This is a genomic window from Microbulbifer maximicatervae (SeqCode), from assembly GCF_052468155.1.
In genome coordinates, this window is record NZ_CP174335.1 from 3,818,179 (window position 1) to 3,840,501 (window position 22,323).

At 49.9% G+C, this 22,323-nt stretch carries 20 protein-coding genes; 13 read left to right on the plus strand and 7 right to left on the minus strand.

Going from position 1 to position 22,323, the window contains the following annotated elements; all coding sequences use genetic code 11:
• Positions 1 to 28: 28 nt before the first annotated feature.
• Complete coding sequence (locus ACJJIY_RS16240; RefSeq protein WP_444895065.1) at positions 29 to 979, plus strand: IS5 family transposase; 951 nt, start codon at positions 29 to 31, stop codon at positions 977 to 979.
• A 259-nt stretch (positions 980 to 1,238) separates the two neighbouring features.
• Positions 1,239 to 1,457: a hypothetical protein gene (locus tag ACJJIY_RS16245; protein ID WP_445358366.1), complete on the plus strand. Its 219-nt coding sequence runs from the start codon at positions 1,239 to 1,241 to the stop codon at positions 1,455 to 1,457.
• Between the two features lie 160 nt (positions 1,458 to 1,617).
• Here the strand turns inward: ACJJIY_RS16245 and ACJJIY_RS16250 are convergent, their stop codons facing one another.
• The 6 genes from ACJJIY_RS16250 to ACJJIY_RS16275 form a co-directional block, all read right to left on the minus strand.
• Positions 1,618 to 2,427 (minus strand): MipA/OmpV family protein, encoded by an 810-nt coding sequence (locus ACJJIY_RS16250; RefSeq protein WP_445358367.1) that lies wholly within the window; start codon positions 2,425 to 2,427, stop codon positions 1,618 to 1,620.
• A gap of 86 nt (positions 2,428 to 2,513) precedes the next feature.
• Complete coding sequence (locus ACJJIY_RS16255; RefSeq protein ID WP_445358368.1) at positions 2,514 to 3,767, minus strand: sensor histidine kinase; 1,254 nt, start codon at positions 3,765 to 3,767, stop codon at positions 2,514 to 2,516.
• Positions 3,754 to 4,467 carry a response regulator transcription factor gene (locus ACJJIY_RS16260; RefSeq protein WP_445358369.1) on the minus strand — a complete coding sequence of 238 codons (714 nt, stop codon included), beginning with the start codon at positions 4,465 to 4,467 and terminating at the stop codon, positions 3,754 to 3,756. The genes ACJJIY_RS16255 and ACJJIY_RS16260 overlap by 14 nt, the downstream gene beginning before the upstream one ends.
• Positions 4,468 to 4,898: 431 nt before the next feature.
• Positions 4,899 to 5,108 carry a cold-shock protein gene (locus ACJJIY_RS16265; protein ID WP_108733254.1) on the minus strand — a complete coding sequence of 70 codons (210 nt, stop codon included), beginning with the start codon at positions 5,106 to 5,108 and terminating at the stop codon, positions 4,899 to 4,901.
• A gap of 210 nt (positions 5,109 to 5,318) precedes the next feature.
• On the minus strand, positions 5,319 to 6,383 hold the full coding sequence (locus tag ACJJIY_RS16270) for an FAD-dependent oxidoreductase (protein WP_445358370.1): 1,065 nt from the start codon (positions 6,381 to 6,383) through the stop codon (positions 5,319 to 5,321).
• Between the two features lie 158 nt (positions 6,384 to 6,541).
• On the minus strand, positions 6,542 to 7,093 hold the full coding sequence (locus ACJJIY_RS16275) for a MarR family winged helix-turn-helix transcriptional regulator (protein WP_445358371.1): 552 nt from the start codon (positions 7,091 to 7,093) through the stop codon (positions 6,542 to 6,544).
• 449 nt (positions 7,094 to 7,542) lie between these two features.
• Between ACJJIY_RS16275 and ectA the strand changes: the two genes are divergently transcribed.
• The 11 genes from ectA (at position 7,543) to ACJJIY_RS16330 (ending at position 20,494) form a co-directional block, all read left to right on the plus strand.
• A complete protein-coding gene (gene ectA / locus ACJJIY_RS16280; protein ID WP_444893869.1) occupies positions 7,543 to 8,052 on the plus strand; it encodes a diaminobutyrate acetyltransferase in 510 nt (169 codons plus the stop codon).
• 11 nt (positions 8,053 to 8,063) lie between these two features.
• Positions 8,064 to 9,359: a diaminobutyrate--2-oxoglutarate transaminase gene (ectB, locus tag ACJJIY_RS16285; protein ID WP_413665775.1), complete on the plus strand. Its 1,296-nt coding sequence runs from the start codon at positions 8,064 to 8,066 to the stop codon at positions 9,357 to 9,359.
• 110 nt (positions 9,360 to 9,469) lie between these two features.
• Positions 9,470 to 9,874 (plus strand): ectoine synthase, encoded by a 405-nt coding sequence (locus tag ACJJIY_RS16290; protein WP_282932786.1) that lies wholly within the window; start codon positions 9,470 to 9,472, stop codon positions 9,872 to 9,874.
• Between the two features lie 24 nt (positions 9,875 to 9,898).
• A complete protein-coding gene (gene thpD, locus ACJJIY_RS16295; protein ID WP_444917125.1) occupies positions 9,899 to 10,816 on the plus strand; it encodes an ectoine hydroxylase in 918 nt (305 codons plus the stop codon).
• 62 nt (positions 10,817 to 10,878) lie between these two features.
• Positions 10,879 to 12,309 (plus strand): aspartate kinase, encoded by a 1,431-nt coding sequence (locus tag ACJJIY_RS16300; protein WP_444897279.1) that lies wholly within the window; start codon positions 10,879 to 10,881, stop codon positions 12,307 to 12,309.
• Positions 12,294 to 13,211 carry a TPR end-of-group domain-containing protein gene (locus ACJJIY_RS16305; RefSeq protein WP_444908325.1) on the plus strand — a complete coding sequence of 306 codons (918 nt, stop codon included), beginning with the start codon at positions 12,294 to 12,296 and terminating at the stop codon, positions 13,209 to 13,211. The genes ACJJIY_RS16300 and ACJJIY_RS16305 overlap by 16 nt, the downstream gene beginning before the upstream one ends.
• Positions 13,212 to 13,278: 67 nt before the next feature.
• Positions 13,279 to 14,697, plus strand: coding sequence for a sodium/proline symporter (locus ACJJIY_RS16310; RefSeq protein WP_444897277.1), 1,419 nt, complete (start codon positions 13,279 to 13,281; stop codon positions 14,695 to 14,697).
• Between the two features lie 529 nt (positions 14,698 to 15,226).
• Positions 15,227 to 16,690 carry a betaine-aldehyde dehydrogenase gene (gene betB / locus ACJJIY_RS16315; protein WP_445354254.1) on the plus strand — a complete coding sequence of 488 codons (1,464 nt, stop codon included), beginning with the start codon at positions 15,227 to 15,229 and terminating at the stop codon, positions 16,688 to 16,690.
• Between the two features lie 12 nt (positions 16,691 to 16,702).
• Positions 16,703 to 18,376 carry a choline dehydrogenase gene (gene betA, locus ACJJIY_RS16320; RefSeq protein WP_444913750.1) on the plus strand — a complete coding sequence of 558 codons (1,674 nt, stop codon included), beginning with the start codon at positions 16,703 to 16,705 and terminating at the stop codon, positions 18,374 to 18,376.
• 123 nt (positions 18,377 to 18,499) lie between these two features.
• The gene (locus tag ACJJIY_RS16325; protein ID WP_444908329.1) at positions 18,500 to 19,717 is read left to right on the plus strand and encodes a BCCT family transporter; all 1,218 of its coding nucleotides are present in this window, start codon (positions 18,500 to 18,502) and stop codon (positions 19,715 to 19,717) included.
• A gap of 63 nt (positions 19,718 to 19,780) precedes the next feature.
• Entirely contained in the window at positions 19,781 to 20,494 is a 714-nt protein-coding gene (locus tag ACJJIY_RS16330) for a TorF family putative porin (protein WP_444908330.1), read from the plus strand.
• 55 nt (positions 20,495 to 20,549) lie between these two features.
• On the opposite strand, the gene ACJJIY_RS16335 is transcribed toward ACJJIY_RS16330, so the two are convergent.
• A complete protein-coding gene (locus ACJJIY_RS16335) occupies positions 20,550 to 22,217 on the minus strand; it encodes a BCCT family transporter (RefSeq protein WP_444927782.1) in 1,668 nt (555 codons plus the stop codon).
• Between the last annotated feature and the right edge of the window lie 106 nt (positions 22,218 to 22,323).

Here is a 22,323-nt window from a genome sequence, read left to right on the forward strand (position 1 = left end):
CACCTACCCATCAAGACTACGATGAATTATGCACCAAGTCACCTTTGCCGAAGCAGAATATAAGCTAAAGCGCCGTATAACTCGCCGAGAGAAGTTTCTTTCTCAAATGGAAGCCCTCATCCCATGGCAGCGACTAGAAGCTCAGATCACTCCTTGCTATCCACAAGGCAAACGTGGCCGACAGCCATATCCATTGAGTGTCATGCTCCGTATTCATTGCATGCAGCTATTTTATAATCTCAGTGATCCCGCTATGGAGGATGCACTGTATGAAATTGAATCCATGCGTAGTTTTGCTGGATTGACTTTGAGCGGCCCAATTCCCGATGAAACAACGATTCTTAACTTTCGCCACTTACTGGAGCTCAATCAGCTAGGTGCAGCTCTTTTTGATGAAATCAACAAGCATCTTGCTGAGAATGGCATGGTACTGCGTGAAGGTACGATTGTAGATGCCACTATTATCTCTGCGCCAACTTCAACCAAGAATAAAAAGAAAAAACGTGATCCAGAAATGCATCAAACAAAGAAAGGCAATCAGTGGCATTTTGGAATGAAAATGCATATCGGGGTTGATGATGTGCTCGGAGTAATACATAGCATAGATACAACAGCAGCGAATTCGCATGATGTCACAACTACAGAGCGAGTTCTCCACGGGGAGGAGAAAAGAATCTGGGGAGACTCTGGGTACATTGGTGCGGAGAAACGTGAAGAGTTGAAAGAGCGGGAGGCGGATTGGTATATAGCAATGAAGCCGAGCAAGCTAAAAACTCTTCCAGGGCGTGATGCACTTCGTAAAGCGGAAAAGATCAAGGCGCAGATAAGAGCGAAGGTCGAGCACCCCTTCCGCTACATCAAACGGGTATTTGGTTATGACAAGGTCCGCTATCGGGGACTGGTAAAAAATACTGAGAGGCTGTGCTTACTGGCAGGCTTTACCAACTTAATAATAGGGAGAAAATACTTGGCTGCCTAGGGGTGGTTCGCCTGAAATCCACCTATTGAGGGTTTCAGATGAAAAATTAGTGGACTATTACGCGCAAATTACGCGTTTGTGCGTAATAAAGTGAATTTTTCAAGCAGCTCAGCTTAATTCTGGAAAAATGCTTCGTTGATCAGAGGGTCCATAGATCGAAATAAGGGGGCATCATTTAGCATTCTATGTTGAAGATATTGATGCTGCGGTTGAATACTTCAAGAAACAGAATATAGAGGTACTCGGCGCTCCTATGGTGATGACTGAAGGGCCAACTGAAGGAGAGATCTGGGTATATTTCATGGCTCCTTGGGGCAAGCTGGTTCCTATTTTGACTGACTACCGCGCATCTTCATCGGCAGAAAACCAGACTATCAATGCACTCTACTTATCTACGGATAATCTGGCTCCCAAAGTACGTGTTATTGATTTCCTTAAGGAGAAATACGGTAGTCCCTGCTATTGGGATGCTAAATAGAGAAGCCTTCTTGCTATGACTCGGTGGGTATCGTGTACATTGTACTGCAGACAGGTTTTGGTTACAGGCTGGGGCTCTTGCCTCGGCCTGTAACTTCTGCTTGGTATTGATAAGCCGGCTAGTCTAAATAATCTACACTCATCAAATATCGTAAGAAAAGTTAAAATTTATAACTAACCATTAATGACGTACGTCTAGAGCTATCAGTGTCTACGATTGGGCTATTACTAATCTCATCGCCATACCAGGTTTGATATACGCCCCCCATAAGAATAAGGTTTGGGCTAATGTTGTATCCCACTTGTACACCTAACCGGGTAATGATATCTGCATCTGCTTCATACGCTGCCCTATCTTGAGTTACTTCATTTAGGTCCACGCCATAGTAGTAATCCAACGCACTATCACTTTGCCAGCTAATAGTGAAGTCGGGTTTGATGATCCACTTTTGGTGCTTGTAAGGCAGACTATATCCAGCCGATAGACTGTATCCGTCGTGGGTATCACTGATATCTTGTGAGATGCCAACCTTCCAAAGGCCTACAGGGCTTTTATAGTTCATAGATAAGTTGGCAAGAATCGCCAGGTCAAGCTCTTCCATATCGCTGAGCTTATCACTGTCCCCTCTATCTCTATCGCCCGCCAAGTCACCGCCTATGCCAAACTTCACTCGAAGTTTATCGTCGTGGTACAGGTCAGCACCCAATTCAAAACCCTGAAAGTAAAAGCGCTTGTAGCGGGCTGAGATCAATGGAAATATGTTGTTTTGGTCCTCACCATCAACGTAGATTGACTCAACGCTAAAGGTTCCAATACCTACAGAAAGTACTGTCTCATCCTGCTTTGGCGGCTTCTGGGTAACTTCATCTGCAAAAGCCAGGCTGGATAATGCCGAACCCACCAGCGCGGTGCACATACTCAAAGTTAATGGCAGAGAACTCTTATGGTTTTGATCTCGCAAACTAGACATATTGAATCCCAATTTGAACTGGTTGAAGTTCCGTTATTTCTGGAGTGGATTCTATGCCGGTAAAGGTAAACGCCAGGTAAATAAACTCATGCCCAGGCCAGGTTAACGGTTAAGTATTGTTCATTTTTGTTGTAAGAAAAGATCCATTGCTGCTGATCGGCCACTTGCTTCAGGATATGAAGGCCTAAACCAAAACCCTGCCCCTCCCCCCTGTCAAAATGCACCTGCTGCTCCGGCAGCATGGGGTTCTGAACCCGGATTCCATTTGCATCAAAATCAATATCGATACTTCCCTCAAGGGTATGCTCAAAGGCATTTCTGAGCAGATTGGTTATAGCGATATCCAATAGCACTTGTACTTGCTTCAAGTTAACCAAACTATCCGAATTGAGATGAACCTGTACATCTCGCTGACCCAAGAGGTATTTGAGCTGCTCAACTCGAGTTTGAATCATATTGCTGAAATCAAATTCTGTTGATTCCAAATTTACCTTGCTTTGAGATAGCAGCAGAAGTGCCTGTGTCAGCTGGGTCATCTGCTCATAGGAGCGCTCAATCTGCTCCAGTTGAGTATCGATTGGCTTACCTTTTTTTTGCCTTACCTTCACCACATGCAAGGCGCTGCCAATGGTTGCCAAGGGGGTTCTCAATTCATGGCTCGCATTCTGTAGAAATTGCTTTTCCTGCTCTTGATGATTCCATACCTGCTGTAGCGACTCTTGCAGTACTCGTCCTACACGACCAAATTCATCCTTCCTTTGCTCTAAAGATTCCGGGATCGGAGTCAACTTATGCCTACTCTTTTGCGCAAATTTCTCCAGGTCTTTTAATGGCGATATCACTTGTCTTGCAAGAATAAGAGGCACACTTAATGCTAAAGTAAGGGTTAGTAAGACACCGATAAAAACCTCAATTTCTACCTTTTTGTACTTGCTGGGTATTGCAGCTTCTTCTATTTCCAGCACGTAGTAAGTTGTCTTAAGGGCGCTTTCAGCATAAGGCATAATTGCTAAATAGTAGCGATCATCAATTAAGTCTTTGCTAAAGTGCACCCTTTTTTCTTCGCCGTCAGCTTCCTCTAACACGCGCTTTGCCGTATCTGGTAGTAAACTGTACTCATCATATGTTTGTAACTGGGCAAAAAAAGGGTCATCAATAACCCCTCCAGCCTCAATGATACGTTTTTCAGCTACAGATATCAGTGTCGCACCTAAAGCGTGCTTAACCATTTTGATTTTGGATCTCTCGACGACAACTGCACTGCACGCCACAATTGCGGCAAGAATCCAAATATAGTGAAAGAAAAATTTTCTACGAATGGAGCGATCAAAGGCTTTCATCACGCTTCCCCAGGATAACGCCCTTCCCTCTGATCGTGTGCAGTAGTGGAAAACTGAACCCCTTATCAATTCCCTGCCGCAACCGATACAGATGTACTTTGATTACGTCGGATTCGGGGGAAAGAAACTGCCATAAATGCTGTTCAATTTTTTCTTTAGTAACCAGCTTTGGACTCTGTTGCATCAAAAACACGAGCAATTCCCAACAGATTGGGGGCAGATTTATAGATTTTCCCTGCCTGGTGACTTCATGGGTCTCTAAATTAACTTCCAGGTCCTCAACTTTATAACGGGTTTGGGTAACGCGTCGTTTTATCGATAGAGACCGAATCCGCGCGACCAGCTCAAGCATTTCGAAGGGTTTAACCAGGTAGTCATCCCCTCCAGATTGGAAACCGGCAAGTTTATCGTCCAATTGGTCCAGCGCGGTCAACATCAATATTGGTGTCGAGCTTCCTGCATTGCGCAACTTAGAGCTCACTTCGAAACCACTTCTACCCGGCATCATGACATCAAGTACGATTACATCGAAGTCATGCTTTGAGGCCAGCTCAGTGGCCATTATTCCATTGTCAGCGTAGTCACATCGAATATTGTACTCTTCGAGGCTCTCAATAATATTGGACGCCAGTGCGTGATTGTCTTCAGCTAAGAGTACCAATAATGGCGTTTTGCAGTCAGGCCCCATTGATCTAGTCACTCAAAAGTTCTCGATAGACCTGGAATAATAAAAGCCATTGGGTAAACGGAAAGTAAATAAGTGTAAGATTGTCCACTTACTGATCACCTATGGGAAGCCTGCCTGTGACAGCTACTGCCATGTCTAAAAATGTCGGAGCCATCACGCTTGACCAAAAATGACCCTATCAAATCTTCAGAAGTTCTTTCAAAAATTTGCCCTCTGGCGATCCTTGTTGGTACTGCACCCTTCATTTGGGTTGAGTTGATCCAGGTAGATCTGTCGTCGAGTTAAGAGAGGTGGAGGGGAAAATCGACAATGCGTGATAGACCTAAGAGTTGGCCGTCACTACAGAAAAGAGAGGGGTATATAACAGGAGAGGTACCTCCCCAGCACTTGTGTGGCTGGGGAAGCGGACGGTCTCGCCCCTTTTTGGGGGCGAAGCCTAAAGTTTACAGGCAGACAATGTTTTCTGCTTGTGGGCCTTTAGCGCCCTGAGTCACGGTAAACTCTACCTTCTGGCCTTCGGCCAAGGTTTTAAAACCGCCACCGGAAATTGCGCTGAAGTGAGCAAAAACGTCGGGACCGGATTCCTGGGCGATGAAGCCAAAACCTTTCCCTTCGTCAAACCACTTAACGGTACCAGTAACTGTATTAGACATAATAGATATCCTTGATTGAACAATTGCGCTCCAATTGAATGGAGTTGTGCGGGCAAAAAGTATTATTTTAAACGAGACCGAACGAAGGATTATGACTAAAACTACGAGGTAAACTGCAATAAAAAATGGCTTTTAAACCGGCGGACGAATAGTATCACTAGCCTGTCACCTATGTCCACTTTTGCCTAAATTCACCCTCGACATTGGCACTCAGACCGCCGTCCACTGCCGCATAAAGGCGCGATGAACCGGAGGAACTGAGGCGATGCAGTGTGCCGATAGCCACAATGCCGATTTTGCCAAAGGATTGCTCGAGGAGATCAGCTTTCTCGCCAGCTCTGTTTTCTTAACCACGGACTCCCCTGCCTCATGCCGGGAGGTGGAGTAGCTATCGACCGCACCGTTAGCGATAGCAGATGCTGCGGCTATGGCATCAGCCATGCCCAGATTCATCCCCTTCCCTCCCACTGGAGAGTGGCAATGGGCTGCGTCTCCAGCCAATAACACCCGGTGCTTTCGGTAAGTTTCTGCCTGTCGGATGGAGATTTTGAAGGCTGCGGTCCTTCGGATGTTGGCGATTTCTATCGGCAGCCTGAGGGCTGCCAGGGCATCTTCGGTTGATGATGCGATGCGAGCGCGGCGCTGTTCGATAGGGAGCACCAAGGTGAACTCACCTTCCCCGCCATACAGGTCCAGGGCAATCTCTTCCGGATCGAAGTTTCCTCTCAAATCCACATCCGCTATTGACCACTTATTGGGCAGATCAATACCAGGGTACTGTATTTTCAGCTGTTGTCGCACGGCGGACTGTATGCCGTCTGCGGCAATCACCCAGTCAAAAGAGGCGCTGGTATTGTCTGAGAAATTAACGGCCGCCTTGTCTGGGGTGGTTGTGATGTTTGTGACTGAGATCCCGTACTCAACTTCGACGCCCCTCTCGGCAAGAATGTCCCTAAGGATTCCCTCGGTCCGGTTTTGCGGCAACCCCAGAGGCACCCTGTCGCGAAACTCATTTCCGCTATTGTCGATATAAACCAGGGTTCTCTCATCGCGCAATATGTGCATTTTCCTCAGGGGCATTGCCTCTGCAAGAAAGGGGGCTGCGGCGCCCAGCTCCCGAAGGGCATCAATGGTGGCTGGCATAATGCCAACAGCACGAGAGAGTTCTGAGGGGCTGTTTTTGCGCTCAACAATACGGCACTTCAGCCCCACGGAAGTGAGGGCGACTGCAGCAGTCAACCCGGTCGGACCGGCACCAATTACCAGGATGTCCATCGATACAACTTGTAGCCTGAAAGCTCAACCGGTCGACACAGAATGCCTCGATCCCTACAGGGAGCTTGCTGCTGCAAGCTTAGACAAATTTCTACTGCTGTAGAGGGGCGTAATGGCCACTAAATGCGTGCACAGCCCCTCTTCTCCGGTGTCGTTACTTAAGTACTTTTATCTCTGTCGGAGGAGTCGGGGATGTCACTGTAGCCCAGTGCCGTTGCGGGCTTATCCATTGAGGCACCCTGGCGATCCAGAACACCGATATCCAGTACTGGGGAAGCATCGATATGTTGAGCATCCATCATTTGGGCAACGCGCTGTAGTGAAGCAATTATCATGCTTTGCTCCCAGTCTTTTAGATCGCCAAACTGACGAGCAAACTGGTCCTGAAGCGGGATGGGGGCGTCGCGCAGCGTTTCAGAAGCCTCTTCCGTGAGGTAGGCGTGTACCTTGCGCTTATCGGTTTGGGAGCGCTGGCGGTAGACAAACCCCCTCTTCTCCAAGCGATCCAAGATGTTGGTTACTGTTGCCTGGCTCAGGCTAACCTCATTTGCAAGTTCGCCAATAGTCACTTCACCCTTATTGCGAATAGCCTGTAGCAACAACACCTGCGGGGCGGTTAAGCCGGTGGTTTTAGCCAGGTGCTTGGAGTGCAGGTCCGTGGCTCTTATTACCCGCCGCAGGGCCACTAGCACTTGTTCGATACTGTTCAAAGTTACCTCTCAATCATGGAGTCAGGGTGATTGCCGGAATTATATCGCCGTACCCCTCAATCACTAAACGCTTATAACCCGACTGCGAAACATCACCCCCACAAGAGCCTCAGGCTCCATCACAAAACTGTCCATTTTATGGTCAGGCGATCTCTCAGCCGGTATGTCCAATAGAAAATTTTATCGACCTCAAAATATTATTTTTACCTGCCTATAGGCTGTATATCCCACATATCTAGGCATTTCTAGGTCAAATATTGTGACTTGATTCGCCTCAAGCATCCTGGACTTTGAATTTAATTTGTGTACGATATTTAGCGTTCAAAGCATTTTTACTAGTAACCCGGCATAAAAATGCCTCTAGAAAGCTATATTTACGCCATTTGCTCAACACTTGTGCAGGTAAATATTTAGAGGTGAAAAAATATTTAGTCGGTTGGGAAGGTTTTTTGTCTAGCTCAGAAAATATTTTGTTGCGCAGTCCATTGATTGAAGATGGGATGGCCACTTACCGATTGATCAAACGTTGCCCTCCCCTGGATACAAACTCCAGCTACTGCAACCTCCTCCACTGCAGCCATTTCGCCAACACCTCAGTCGCCGCAGAGGTTGATGGAGAGCTGCTGGGCTTTATTTCCGGGTATATCATCCCCGACCGTACAGACACCCTCTTTGTCTGGCAGGTGGCCGTCGACGAGAAAGCCCGGGGGCTTGGACTGGCCTCCCGGATGATAAGTCACATCCTTGAGCGCCCTCACTGTGGTTCGGTCAGATTTATCGAGACCACCATTACAGAACACAACCTGCCCTCTTGGGCGCTCTTCCACAGTGTCGCCGATAAATTATCGGTCGATCTTCACTCCTCACCCTGGATGGACTCTCAAGCCCACTTTGATGGGCTGCACGACTCCGAAACCCTTGTCCGCATCGGGCCTTTCGCCCTCGAAGAAACACCATAAAAGAGAAAATCATGAAGATCTTTGATGAGATTGAATCAGAAGTGCAAAGCTATGCCCGCTCCTTTCCGCGAGTCTTCAATCGCGCAAAAGGCGAGCTGATGTGGGATGAGGAGGGAAATCAGTATCTGGATTTCCTGGCGGGTGCCGGCACGCTCAACTACGGGCACAACAACCCTCTGTTCAAGCAGGCACTGCAAGATTACATCGAGGCCGATGGAATTACTCACGGCCTCGACATGCACACCAGGGCCAAGGGTGAATTCCTACAGGCACTGAATGAGAAAATTCTCAAACCACGGAATATGGAGTACGTGGTGCAGTTTACCGGTCCGACAGGGACGAATGCGGTAGAAGCTGCGATGAAAATTGCTCGCAATGTAACCGGGCAGCAGAACATCGTCACCTTTACCAACGGTTTCCATGGCGTAAGCCTTGGCTCGCTGGCCGCCACCGGCAACTCGCATCACAGGGATGCTGCCGGTGTCAGCCTCAATGGTACGCACCGCATGCCCTTTGACGACTACCTGGGCAAAAATATCGATACTACCGAATACCTCGATAAAGTCCTCTCAGATTCCAGCAGCGGTATTAATTCTCCTGCAGCGGTGATTGTTGAGACAGTTCAAGGGGAAGGCGGTATCAATGCGGCCAGTATCGAGTGGCTAAGAAACCTTCAGTCCGTCTGCAAAAAACACGGCTTACTTTTTATTGTCGATGATATCCAGGCTGGCTGCGGCCGAACGGGCAACTTTTTCAGCTTTGAAGAGGCCGGCATCGAACCCGATATCATTACGCTATCCAAATCCCTCAGCGGCTATGGGCTGCCATTTGCGCTGGTGCTAATGAAACCAGAACTGGACCAGTGGAAGCCCGGTGAGCACAACGGCACTTTCCGTGGCAACAATCTGGCTTTTGTAACTGCGAAAGCCGCTATCGATCATTACTGGTCTGACGAAAACTTCTCACGGGAGATTAAACGCAAGGGCAAATACATTTCCGAGCGTTTGAATGAAATTGTCAGCCGATATGGTGAGGGTAACTTCACCACCAAAGGCCGGGGGATGTTTCAGGGTATCGACTGCATCAGCGGCGAACTTGCAGGAAAAATCACCAAACTGGCATTCAAGCAGGGGCTGATTATTGAAACCAGCGGAGCCGATGACCAGATCGTTAAGCTCCTTTGCCCACTGATTATCACCGATCAAAACCTTAAAAAAGGGATCGACATTATTGAATCCGCTATCCGGGAAGTCTGTGCCGGAGAGCGGGATATGCCTGAGGAAAGAGTCTTTTTTGAAGCCTGCTAGACTTTAAGGGCCTCTGAAAGACTCACGCAAAAGATCCAACTGCGCGGGCTGCAAACTAAGAATATTGCTGACCAGCCAGACTCGAACACACACGAAACAGCGAAATACCAATGATTGTCAGAAGTTTACAGGAAGCTAAAAAATCCGGCCGCCGGGTTGTTTCACCGGATAGCAACTGGGAGAGCACCCGACTCCTGCTTAAAGATGATGAAATGGGCTTTTCTTTCCATATCACCACTATTTATGCAGATGCTGATTTCCAAATGCACTATCAAAACCATTTGGAAGCGGTTTACTGCATTTCCGGCAGAGGTGAGGTAGAAACTCTTGAGGATGGCAAGAAGCACCCTATCGAACCTGGGACTATCTATATTCTCGATAAGCATGACCGGCACATTTTAAGAGCCTTTGAAGAAATGACTATGGCCTGTGTATTTAACCCCCCTTTGAATGGCAAGGAAGTACACAATGCTGAGGGAGCCTACGAACTTGAGGCTGACAAGATTGATGAATAATTAGTCAGTCATAGGGCAGTATCCATGAAGTACCTTCCAGATAGCTCAAGTGTTACCAGGGAAGATTGCTACCCCTCCCGAAAACCGGGCCTTCTGGGTGGTACCAGGGTGCGCAAAGATCCAATTGTGTATGGGGACTGCCAGTCCCTCCCCCCACTGGCACCATCGCAACTCAAGCGCTATGCAGAACAGGGCTTTGTTGTACTGGAGAATATGTTTTCCCAGGCGGAGATTAACCTTTTTACGCAAGAGTTGGCGGAGATTAAACAACGCGGTCACACTGACAAGTCGGAAGAAATTATCACCGAGCCTGAAAGTAACGAAGTGCGCTCAGTCTTTCGTATCCACAAAAGCAGCCAAATTTTTAACCAGCTTTCCAGGGATCAGCGGCTATCAAGTATTGCGAAATGTATTTTGGGTGATGAGGTTTATATCCATCAGTCTCGCGCGAACTACAAGCCTGGTTTTCGCGGGAAAGATTTTTATTGGCACTCCGATTTTGAAACCTGGCATGTGGAGGACGGCATGCCCCGTATGCGGGCACTCAGCATCTCCATTAGCTTAACAGAGAATCATCATTTTAATGGCCCATTGATGCTGATTCCCAAGTCCCACCACCATTACATTGCTTGCGATGGGGAAACACCAAAACGGAACTACCTCAGCTCACTGAAAAAGCAAGAACTTGGTATTCCCTCAGATAGCCATTTGAGGTCCCTGGTATCCAATGGCGGAATATCAGCTATTACAGGCAAGCCCGGCAGCATTGTTGTGTTTGACTGTAACTTAATGCATGGCTCCAGCAGCAATATCAGCCCCGACCCGAGGTCTAATTTGTTTTTTGTTTTTAATGCCCTGAGCAACAAGGTGGAGGCTCCGTTTTGCGGCTTGCCTCCCAGGCCGGAATACATCTGTGCGAGGAAATCAATTTCTACTATCTGAAGCAAATCTCAATTCAAAGCACTCACCCAGTTTTTAAGAGAAAGAAGGACCAGTAAGAGACGATGCATACGATAGAAAAGATTGGCGGCACCTCTATGACGGACTACGAAGCGGTCCGGGATAATATTATCAAAGGTGACTCCAAGGGGATCTACAATCGTGTTTTTGTAGTCTCTGCCTACGGCGGTATTACTGACTTGCTTCTAGAGCACAAGAAAAGTGGTCAACCAGGTATCTATGCCCTCTTCTCCAGCAGCATTGAGGACGATAGCTGGCTGGTTAAGTTTGATGAGCTTCGGGCAGCACTGCGGCAAATCAACGAGCGTCTTTTCGGGCATGGCGATCTTCTCGCGGAAGCGAACCTGTTTTTGGATGAAAGGCTGGAGAGCGCCAAAAAATGCCTGAGAGACCTGCAAAGCCTCTGTCAGCACGGCCACTTCTCCCTCGACGCCCACTTGGGCACGGTAAGGGAGATGTTAGCCAGCCTCGGTGAGGCCCACAGCGCATGGAACACTTCAAAGCTGTTGCAGCGGGATGGTGTAAATGCCTGCTTTGTCGATCTGACTGGCTGGCGCACCAACAAGCACATACCCCTGGATGAGCGTATCCGGGATGCCTTTGCCACTATCGACTTAAGCAAACAGCTGCCTATTGTTACCGGCTATGCCCATAGCGATAAGGGCCTGCTGATCTCGTTTGATCGGGGCTATAGCGAGATGACTTTCAGTCGTCTCGCCGTCCTCACCGGGGCAAAGGAGGCGGTGATTCACAAAGAGTTTCACCTGAGCAGTGCAGATCCCCGTCTGGTGGGAGAGGGAAATGCAGTGCCCATCGGCCGCACCAACTACGATGTGGCCGACCAACTGGCAAACCTGGGGATGGAAGCGATTCACCCCAAAGCCGCCAAGGGGCTGCGCCAACAAAATATCCCTCTCAGGGTGAAAAATACCTTCGAGCCCGAACACGCCGGCACCCTGATTACTGGTGACTACATCAGCGACTCTCCACGAGTGGAAATTATTGCAGGCTGTAAAGGGGTTTACGCCCTGGAGTTGTTTGACCAGGATATGGCGGGCAGCATCCACGATTATGATCGCGAAGTGCTACTGGTGATCAAGCGCTTCAAAGCCCATATTATTTCCAAAAACACTAATGCCAATACCCTTACCCATTTCCTCTCCACCAACTTGAAAACAATCAAGCGGATTCAGGCTGCATTGGAAGAGCATTTTCCCGAAGCTGAACTGAACCAGCGCAAAGTCGCCATAGTTTCAGCCATCGGTAGCGATATGCAAATCCCCGGCGTGTTGGCCAAAGCGGTGCAGTCGATGTCCAAAAGCAATATCCGCGTGCTCGCCATGCACCAGTCCCTGCGTCATGTGGATATGCAGTTCATCGTTAACGAGCCAGACTATGACGCAGCCGTTCGGACACTACACGAGGCACTGGTAGAAATTTACAATCACGGGACGGCGATATGCCTCGCATCCTGAGCCTTTGTGCCCTGCTCTTTTTATTTACTTCCGCCACCTCTATTTCCCAGGAAGCGGAAGAAAAGAAAAAAGACAGTGCGCAAAGCGAGGTCGACACCCTTGAGAAGCCCTTATACACACCCTTCGTCGAGCGCTATATGCTCGACGAAATTAAGCAGCTGCGAATCGATCAGGCTAATGCCAAGCAGGAATTGATTCAGCAAATTGTCGATCGTGAACACAACTCTGTCGATCGAGCCGTAGCCTACGCAACCGATACGGTTACCTACTTTTTCTACTTGATAGCCGCCGCCACTTCAATTTTGGTTTTAGTTGGCTGGCGGTCATTCCAGGACATTAAAGAGCGGGTACACTCTCTGGCCGATGAGGAGATCTCAAAGCTGGTCCAGGAATACGAAAAGCGCTTGGAAGTTATAGAGAAGCAGCTTCAACAGAAAACACAACATATTGAAGAAAACCGCGAGGAAATCGAGCTAACCCAGGAAGTACAGTCCCTGTGGCTGCGCGCTCAACAGGAATCCTCAGTGGCCAATAAAATTGCCATTTACGACGAGATTTTGCGCCTCCGCCACGAGGATGTAGAAGCCCTTACCTATAAAGCTGATGCAGTGCTGGAGCTCAATGAACCCCAGTGGGCCGCCAATCTTTGTCACCAGGCCCTGGGTATTGACCCAGATAACAGCCATGCCTTCTACCAACTGGCTTGCGCCCATACTGCCATGGGTCAATTTGATGAAGCGCTGCGTTATCTGGCGGAAGCCATTAAAAGGCGGGAAAGCTACCGCGATGAAATCCTGGTTGATAGTGCCTTACAGCCTCTAGCGGAAAGTGAAGTATTTGAGGAACTCGACCAGGTTATTGCCAATACTCCCTCACCGCAAAGCGGTGGCAAGGGGAGCTAGAAATATTCGGATAACCTCTGAAGACCAACCCATAAAATAATACGGGATAAAAATAATAGGATTGCCGATGATCTATTCATTTCTTGGTTTTTTACTTTTGTTCACTCTGGTCGGCCTCTCTTCTGCGATGTTCAGCCGTCAAACCAAAGCCGACTATTACCTTGCCAGCAGTGGTGTCTCCCCCTGGCTGGTGGGGTTGTCTGCCGTGGCAACGAACAATAGCGGCTATATGTTTATCGGGGTTATCGGCTATACCTACACCACTGGGTTGGCCTCCATCTGGTTGATGGTGGGGTGGATTGCCGGTGATTTTCTGGCTTCCCTCTATGTACACAAGCGATTGAGGACCGCTACCAGTTCAAGTGGTGAAGTCAGCTACGCAGGTGTTCTCAGTAACTGGTACGGACAGAAGTACTCAGCCCTGCAGCGCCTGATCGGCATCATTTCCCTGCTGTTTTTACTAACTTATGCCTCTGCCCAAATGGTTGCCGGCAGCAAAGCCCTGCACGTACTGCTGGATTGGCCTCTCTGGTCCGGTGCTGTAGTTGGAGCTGTGCTTGTATGCCTCTACTGTTTAGCTGGCGGCATCCGCGCGTCCATTTGGACTGATGCGGCCCAATCCATCGTTATGATGGGGGCTATGGCAGCACTTCTAGCCGTCGCCCTTGCCAACTTGGGTGGCATCACCAGTGCGGCGATACAAATGCAGGCTATTGAAGGTTTTACCCATTGGTTTCCCGAGGGGCTCGCCTTTGCGGGCTGGGGCGGGGTGATACTCTTTGTGATCAGTTGGGGGTTTGCTGGATTGTCTGTGATTGGACAACCCCACGTTATGGTTCGATTTATGACCCTGAAGGATTCCAGCAAGATGAACCGGGCAAGGGCCTGGTACTATCTGTGGTTCATCCTTTTCTATTGTATGGCCACCGGGGTCGGCCTGCTATCCAGAGTGTTTATTGCTGACACAGGGAGCTTTGATGCGGAGCTTGCTCTTCCCACCATGGCTATGGATTTGTTGCCCCCTGTTTTTGTTGGGCTGATCCTGGCTGGTATCTTTGCCGCAACCATGTCCACCGCAGACTCCCTGCTTCTCAGCTGCTCCGCAGCCATTACCCACGATATTCTTCCGCACAAGATTGAAAAAACCTGGTTTCTAAAGCTTGTCACAGTTGCGATAACCGGCGGCGCATTGCTGTTGGCGCTCGCCAACAGCCAAAGTGTGTTCAGCCTGGTTATTTTCGCTTGGTCGGGACTTGCCAGCGCATTTGGCCCTCTACTCCTGGTATTGTGTTTTGGGGGTAAGCCATCCCAGGCAACCGCTATCGCAGCAGTGATTATCGGCTTTACAGCAGCGATTACCTGGCGGCTACTGGGGTATCACGGCGTGATCTATGAGGGATTGCCGGGTATTGCAGCTGGGTTAGCAGTGCTATATCTGGCCAGCCTGAACCGCCAAACCTCCACTTTACGCGAGGCAAACAGTTAAATTCACTCAACGTAATTCTGGGGAGGTAGAGCCTCCCCACCTGCCAGACCTTCACCAGCTAGAGCCTCCTCCCCCAAAAGCGACAAATCCCATCTCCTGCCGCCCGAAGCCCCCGCCTTTCGGGCACCTGACTTGACCCCGAGACAGCCGGGTTGAGCAAAATTCATACAGTGCTTTTTATAGAGTTCAAATGAGATTTTTGGCCCAACCCAGCCCACTTTTAACCCTTGAAAATACGGATTAACTCTGTAGTCGCTGAAAAATAAATCCTCCTACGAATCCGCCAGCTTTGTTGCATTGAGTGCTAACAATTAGAGTTCAAATTAAAAATATGTTACATTTTGTGTCATATCGCTCGATCAACGACTATCGAGCCCGGGCTGGAATCTGACGATTAGGGACAAATGTCTTCGTCAGACCGGCCCTTTTTTATGATGACTGGACCTTCACGATCGGCCCATTGCGCCCTTCGAGTCCATCGCCAACGAACAACCGACTGACCCTCTGTTAAAGCAGTATGGAGAGACAGATGTCACTGGACAAACAACGGAATTTTGTAGACGGCCGCTACCTGTCGAATGAGAGCGGCGAGTGCTTTGATGTATATAACCCGGCGACCAACGAGGTCAGCTATCAGGTTGAGGTTGCCGACGAGAAGGTACTCGCAGAAACCATCGAGAGCGCCAAGCGCGGTTTTGCCCAGTGGTCAGCGATGATGCCGGTCGAACGCAGCCGCATCCTGCTGAAAGCAGTAGCACTTTTGCGCGAGCGCAACGACGAACTGGCAGCCATCGAAGTGGCTGATACCGGCAAGCCCTGGCAGGAAGCCAGTGTTGTCGACGTGGTGACTGGGGCTGACTCTATCGAATTCTTTGCCGGCCTGGCTGCAGGCATTGAAGGCAATCAGCAGCAAGTCGGTGAGGACTTCTACTACACCCGCCGCGAGCCCCTGGGCATCTGCGCCGGAATCGGTGCCTGGAACTACCCCTTACAAATCGCTTGCTGGAAAGCCGCCCCGGCCCTGGCCTGCGGTAACGCCATGATCTTCAAGCCTTCCGAAGAAACCCCCAAAGGTGCTTTGAAGCTGGCCGAAATTTTTATTGAAGCGGGCATGCCTCCTGGTGTGTTCAACGTAATCCAAGGTGACGGCAAGGTCGGCGCCTGGCTGACCAACCACCCGGATATAGCCAAGGTATCTTTTACCGGCGAAGTAGGTACCGGTAAGAAAGTAATGGCTGCGGCCGCTGCGAACCTGAAAGAAGTCACCATGGAGTTGGGTGGCAAATCTCCGCTGGTTATCTTTGATGATGCCGACCTGGAGCAAGCCGTTTCTGCTGCCATGCTGGGCAACTTCTACACCCAGGGCGAAATCTGCACCAACGGTACCCGGGTATTTGTACACCGCAGCATCCACGATCAGTTCCTCGCTCGTCTGAAAGAGCGTGTTGAGCAAAATATTATTGCCGGTGATCCGATGAATCCGGACACCAACTTCGGCGCCCTGATTTCTGCCAAGCACCAGCAACTGGTAATGGACTACATCAGCAAGGGTAAAGAGGAAGGCGCGACCCTGTTCTGCGGCGGTCACACCCTTTCACCAGAAAATTCACCTAACGGTTACTTCGTTGCTCCCACCGTATTCACCGACTGTCATGACGATATGACCATCTGCCGCGAAGAGATCTTCGGCCCGGTAATGTCGGTACTGGTCTTTGATGATGAAGACGAAGTGATCCGCCGCGCTAACGATACCCGATTGGGCTTGGCCGCCGGCGTATTTACCCGTGATATCACTCGCGCCCACCGTGTGATCCACCAGATGCAAGCGGGTATCTGCTGGATCAATGCCTACGGTGCTTCCCCGGCAGAAATGCCGGTGGGCGGATACAAGTTATCCGGAATCGGACGCGAAAATGGACTTGCGACCCTGAACCACTATACCCAGCTAAAAGCGGTGTATGTGGGCCTGGCACCACTGGAAAGTCCATTTTAAGCGGTACCCTGTATGAGTGAGTTTGACTACATCATTGTCGGCGCCGGCTCTGCCGGTTGCGTTCTGGCCAACCGCCTGTCTGCCCAGGAAGATAAAAAAGTCCTCCTGGTAGAGACAGGAGGTAGCGATCGCAGCATCTTTATCCAGATGCCCACCGCGCTGTCCATCCCCATGAATACTGAGAAGTACGCCTGGCAGTTTACGACTGAACCGGAGCCCCACTTGGATAACCGCAGTATGCACTGCCCCAGGGGCAAGGTACTCGGTGGTTCCTCCTCGATTAACGGGATGGTTTACGTGCGCGGGCACGCTAAAGACTTTGATGAGTGGGCACAGCACGGCGCCGAAGGCTGGGATTACGCCCACTGCCTGCCCTACTTTAAACGCTCTGAGACCTGGGCTTTCGGCGGTGACGATTATCGTGGTGACGAAGGTCCACTGGGGGTCAATAACGGCAATGAAATGGCCAACCCCCTTTATGGAGCCTTTATCGAAGCTGGCAAAGAAGCTGGCTACGACTACACCGCAGATTACAATGGTGAGCAGCAAGAGGGCTTTGGCCCCATGCATATGACGGTAAAAGATGGTAAGCGCTGGTCTACCGCCAACGCTTACCTGAAGCCGGCAATGCAGCGCCCCAATTTGACGGTATTGACCCACGCCACTGTGCATAAGGTGATTCTGGAAGGTAAACGGGCAGTCGGAATCAAACTTGAACGCAAGGGAAAGATCCTGGAATTCAAGGCGCGGCAGGAAGTCATCCTCAGCGCAGGTCCCATCGGCTCCCCTCACCTTCTTCAGCTCTCCGGAATCGGAGATCCCGACACACTGGCAGAAGCCGGTATCGAACTCCAACACGAACTCCCCGGCGTCGGCCAAAACTTGCAGGACCACCTGGAGTTCTATTTCCAGTTCCGCTGCAACCAACCGATTTCCCTGAATGGCAAGCTCGATCCGTGGAATAAATTCCTGATCGGCGCTCGTTGGATACTGAAGAAGGATGGTCTCGGAGCCACCAACCATTTCGAGTCATGCGGTTTTATTCGCTCCAAAGAAAATGTGGAGTGGCCGGACCTGCAATATCACTTCCTGCCAGCAGCCATGCGCTATGACGGCCGCGAAGCTTTCGACGGCCACGGCTTCCAGGTGCATATCGGGCACAACAAGCCCAAGAGTCGCGGCAGAGTCAAAGTGGTGAGCAGTGATCCCAAGCAATCCCCTTCCATCCTGTTTAATTATTTACAGGAGAAAGAGGATATTGAGGGTTTCCGTGCTTGTGTGCGACTAACTCGCGAGATTATCAATCAGCCGGCTTTCGACGAGTACCGGGGCGATGAAATCCAGCCCGGCACCGATATCCAGACTGATGAACAAATTGACGCTTTCGTACGGGAATCCGTCGAGAGTGCATACCACCCATCCTGCTCCTGCAAGATGGGAACTGATGCAATGGCAGTGGTAGACCCGGAAACCCGTGTACACGGATTGCAGGGCTTGAGAGTTGTAGATTCCTCCATCTTTCCGACCATTCCCAACGGCAACCTGAATGCGCCCACCATTATGGTGGCGGAGCGGGCTGCTGACCTGATTTTAGGGCGCCCAGTATTGGCGCCCTCCGAGGCACCGGTAGCGACCAAAGCTACCAGCACTCAGCGACCTGGCCGCCCTGCGCGCTCAGTTAGCTGATTTTTCGTCGGCGCTCTGGCAGAGATTTGACTGCCCCCTTCAAACACGACGGGGATACTCAAATCTCGCACAGCAACGCCCTTGAGGGGCGCCGGCATACCAATAACTAGCTGGAGACTCAGCATGACAGCTTGGCTTTCTGCGGGATTATTATTTACCTTCACGGCAATAATTTTCTCGCTGATTAAATGGGGAAATGTGAAGATGGTCGGGGTGACCCCGGTCAAAACCTTCACTTTTATAGCGATCCTTTTCACCTCCGGCCTCGATGTAGGCCTGATCATGTTCCCCCTCACCGAGTTCGGTGGCTATGCAGACCTAGCCGCAAACCCAGAATATGGCTTCACCAACGCACTCGCGATTGAGTTTGGTTTTTGGGCCTTCCTGATCTGGGGTTTCTACTTCCTCACCTGTTTTTACTTCTGCATTATCGAGCCCAAAGTTAAATTCTTTGAGATCGGCCTGGTAAAGCTGATCAACAACGTGGTGATTATCGGTACCTGCGCGTTTACCGCCTACCTGCTGCTCAGCAACTTGCCCTGGTATCTGCCACAGGTTGGCGATGGTGAAACCATTGTTGGTACCTTCTACCTGATCGTATTTGCCGTGATCGCCGCTGCGGTCTACTCATCCACCAGCCTGCGCTATGTGCGCTTCCTCAGTCTGGCGACTACCTGGATGTTTATTGGCTTGATCGCGGTAATGTGGGTCGGTGCCTTTACCGGTGAAAACGGCAGCGTTGGAGACTTTGCTTCCACCTTTGCGCTGCTCGGCGGTTACTTCGGTAATATCCACCAGTTCGTGCTGCCGCTGAATGACTACCACGAGTTCTACCTGTTCTGGTGGTTTGCGTGGAGCATTATGATTGGCCAGTTTACCTCCCGCTTTGTGGGCGGTCTGCGTACTTACCAAGTGCTGGCGGCGATGTTGATTTTCCCATCCATCCCCATCGCACTGTGGTTCACCGTGCTTTACTACTATTCCAGCCAGGGCCTGGATACTACTGGCTTCTATAACCTGGCCATGATCATTGTGGGTGTTACTTTCGTGATCAACTCACTGGACTCCCTGATTCGCCTGTACACCGACAACCTGGGTATGACCGTTGCGCGTCTGGGTAAGTGGAAATACTTCGTACTGAACCTGGCAGCGATGAGCCTGCTCACCCTGTTGTTCAAGCTCGACTTCCTGCAAATCCAGTGGATCGGCGCTCTGGTAATTGGCATCTTCTTCTGCTGCCTGGGTTACATCCTGGTGAAGCGCTTCAGGGCGGTAGCAGCTATCGACTCCTCGCCTAAAGAAAACAAGATCGACTTTAGCAAGATCGAACTGGCGAGCTAACTGTTGAAATCCCCCGCCTGGTTTGGCGGGGGCTACAAAATATAAATAAGTGGTATTTGAACAATGAAATCAACTTTGAAACTTTCTGCACTGACCTGTGCTTCCCTGCTGGTGCTTGCCCAACAATCCCAAGCGGAGCTGTCTTCTACTGTTAATCTGACTACTGACTACACCTTTAACGGCGTCAGTCAGACTCAAAACGACCCAGCACTGCAAGCCAGTCTGGACTACGGGTTCGATAACGGCTGGTATATCGGCACCTGGGCTTCCAACGTAGACTTCGGTGAAGATGACGATACCAACCTGGAGTGGGATTTCTATGCAGGTAAGTTCATGCAGCTTACCGATAAAGTAAGCCTGGACACTGGACTCGCTTATTACACCTATCACGGTGATAGTGACCTTTCTGAAGAGTACGCTTACCCGGAAGCTTATGCCAAGCTTGGCTACAGCTCTGCTCTAGGCGAATCAGAAGTCAATGGCTGGTACAGCTGGGATTACTTTGGCCAGGGTGGCGGCCACTACATTATGATGCTGGCCCATACCTTTGAGTTTGCAGAAGGACACAACGTTCGCTTCAGTGCTGACCGCTCTACAACCGTCAATAAAGACAACTGGACCTGGGAAGGTAAAAAATCTTACAACCACTACCGAGTGGAGTATATGACTTCCCTGGAGGGTTTTGATTTCAATATTGCCGCCGAGAATACCACTCTCGACTCAGGCACTGCTGACGAGCGTATCGTCTTCTCTGTTGCCCGCACTTTTAGCCTTTAAACTATAAGTGCAGCCGGGGCTTTAGATAGCCCCGGCATATCTTACTAGTCTGCTCTTAGGGTGTTTCTTCTTTTCCGTCCTGGCCAGACTTCTCTGCAGATTTCATCACAACTTGCCCTGATTCAGTATTCCCACTCCAGGCACCTTCCTCAGTCACCCCTTCCAAAACGATTTCCCTTTCAAGGATAACAGGGTGCAAATTCAAGTCATGCCGTGCAACTTTAACCATTGAGATACACAGCAAGAGGGCAATCAGCAGCAAAGGGACACCGGCGATAATGCTTGCCGCCTGCAACGCTTCCAGCCCCCCAATGAGCAACAAGGCAATAGGCATTACTGCCAGCGCGAAGGCCCAGAAAATTCGATTCCACCGAAGCGGCTCGCCATGGACTTCTTTCTGCACAACGGCGGCAAGAATATGAGATATGGAGTCAAAAGTAATGATCGTAAAAACCAGTGCGATCAGCGTATACAGCAACACAACTAACTGGCTCGCCGGCAACTTATCCAAAACGGCAAAGATCACGGTATTGGCCCCCTGCTGATTTAGTATTTGCACCAAGTCCAGCTCGCCCGAAAAATGCAAGTAAACGCCGTAGTTGCCTAGCACCATAAAAAACAAGAAGCAGCCAAAAGTTCCAAAAAATAGTGATCCAAGAATCATCTCCTTGATAGTCCGACCTCCAGAGATACGCGCTATAAACAAACCAATACTCGGTGCAAACACCAACCACCAAGCCCAATAGAAGATGGTCCAATCTTGAGGAAAACGAGTGTTGGGGAATTGTTGAAAATGAGAGAAGGACTCAGTCCAAGTGGCCATTTGCAAGAAGTTCTGCAGCGCTCTACCCAGGGAATCCAACCCACTATTGAGCATAAATAGTGTCGGCCCTGCGATAAACACGAAGAGCAGCAAGGCAAGCGAGAGAAAAATTGTAAAGTTTGATAGAACGCTAAGGCCCTGCTTTACCCTGACAAGAGCACAATAACCAAACAATAGCGCACAAAATATCAGCACCCCGACCTGAAATCCCACCCCAGTAGGAATTCCAAATAGCTTGTGCAATCCCAAAGTAATCAGCGGCGCTGCGATACCAAGCCGTGTAGCCGCACCTCCTAGCATGCCAAATACCAGAGAAGTATCGATAAGCTTACCAATGTGCCCACTCACTCTACGATCACCCAATACTGGCGCGAGCGCTTGGCTTAACTTTAGAACCTTGCGTTTACGCACATAGTAGTAATAGGCAATTGGCAGTGCGGGGATTAGATAGATAGACCAAGCCAGTGGCCCCCAGTGAAAGATACCGTAGGAAACTGCCCATCGCGCAGCTTCAGCTGAGCTTGCTTGAACCTGGAACGGCGGCTGTTGGTAATAGTAGATCCATTCAACCATCGACCAATACAAAATAGAGGCGCCAATACCGGAAGAAAACAACATGGCAGCCCAGGATAGAGTTGAGAATTCGGGGCCCTCTTTCCCCCCTCCCAACTTTATCCTGCCAATATCACTAAAGGCGATATACAGCACAAATAACATCGCACCTAGGCCTAGCAGGAGATAAAAGACCCCCAACTTCTCTGTCACCAGATCTTTAGCTGCCAATAACCATAAAGAACCCGCCTCGGGAAAGAGGATTAAGGGCACTGTCGCCACTAGTAGCAATGCAAAAGAGCCCCAAAAGGTGGGCTTGTCTATGAGATCCTTTGTTCCCTTATTCAACAAGGGTTCCTTCTGAAAAGATGTTCTTACAAAACGGGAAGGAGTTGGGAGCTAAATTAACTACAGTCTGGCTATTTTTTGACCAGCCGGAACAAAGTTGCTGAAA

Bases quoted from the DNA above. Each gene is read 5' to 3' on its own strand.
- ACJJIY_RS16240 (WP_444895065.1), top strand. From the start codon at position 29: ATGCACCAAGTCACCTTTGCCGAAGCAGAATATAAGCTAAAGCGCCGT.
- ACJJIY_RS16245 (WP_445358366.1), top strand. From the start codon at position 1,239: ATGACTGAAGGGCCAACTGAAGGAGAGATCTGGGTATATTTCATGGCT.
- ACJJIY_RS16250 (WP_445358367.1), bottom strand. From the start codon at position 2,427: ATGTCTAGTTTGCGAGATCAAAACCATAAGAGTTCTCTGCCATTAACT.
- ACJJIY_RS16255 (WP_445358368.1), bottom strand. From the start codon at position 3,767: ATGAAAGCCTTTGATCGCTCCATTCGTAGAAAATTTTTCTTTCACTAT.
- ACJJIY_RS16265 (WP_108733254.1), bottom strand. From the start codon at position 5,108: ATGTCTAATACAGTTACTGGTACCGTTAAGTGGTTTGACGAAGGGAAA.
- ACJJIY_RS16270 (WP_445358370.1), bottom strand. From the start codon at position 6,383: ATGGACATCCTGGTAATTGGTGCCGGTCCGACCGGGTTGACTGCTGCA.
- ectB (WP_413665775.1), top strand. From the start codon at position 8,064: ATGAAGATCTTTGATGAGATTGAATCAGAAGTGCAAAGCTATGCCCGC.
- ACJJIY_RS16290 (WP_282932786.1), top strand. From the start codon at position 9,470: ATGATTGTCAGAAGTTTACAGGAAGCTAAAAAATCCGGCCGCCGGGTT.
- thpD (WP_444917125.1), top strand. From the start codon at position 9,899: ATGAAGTACCTTCCAGATAGCTCAAGTGTTACCAGGGAAGATTGCTAC.
- ACJJIY_RS16300 (WP_444897279.1), top strand. From the start codon at position 10,879: ATGCATACGATAGAAAAGATTGGCGGCACCTCTATGACGGACTACGAA.
- ACJJIY_RS16305 (WP_444908325.1), top strand. From the start codon at position 12,294: ATGCCTCGCATCCTGAGCCTTTGTGCCCTGCTCTTTTTATTTACTTCC.
- ACJJIY_RS16310 (WP_444897277.1), top strand. From the start codon at position 13,279: ATGATCTATTCATTTCTTGGTTTTTTACTTTTGTTCACTCTGGTCGGC.
- betB (WP_445354254.1), top strand. From the start codon at position 15,227: ATGTCACTGGACAAACAACGGAATTTTGTAGACGGCCGCTACCTGTCG.
- betA (WP_444913750.1), top strand. From the start codon at position 16,703: ATGAGTGAGTTTGACTACATCATTGTCGGCGCCGGCTCTGCCGGTTGC.
- ACJJIY_RS16325 (WP_444908329.1), top strand. From the start codon at position 18,500: ATGACAGCTTGGCTTTCTGCGGGATTATTATTTACCTTCACGGCAATA.
- ACJJIY_RS16330 (WP_444908330.1), top strand. From the start codon at position 19,781: ATGAAATCAACTTTGAAACTTTCTGCACTGACCTGTGCTTCCCTGCTG.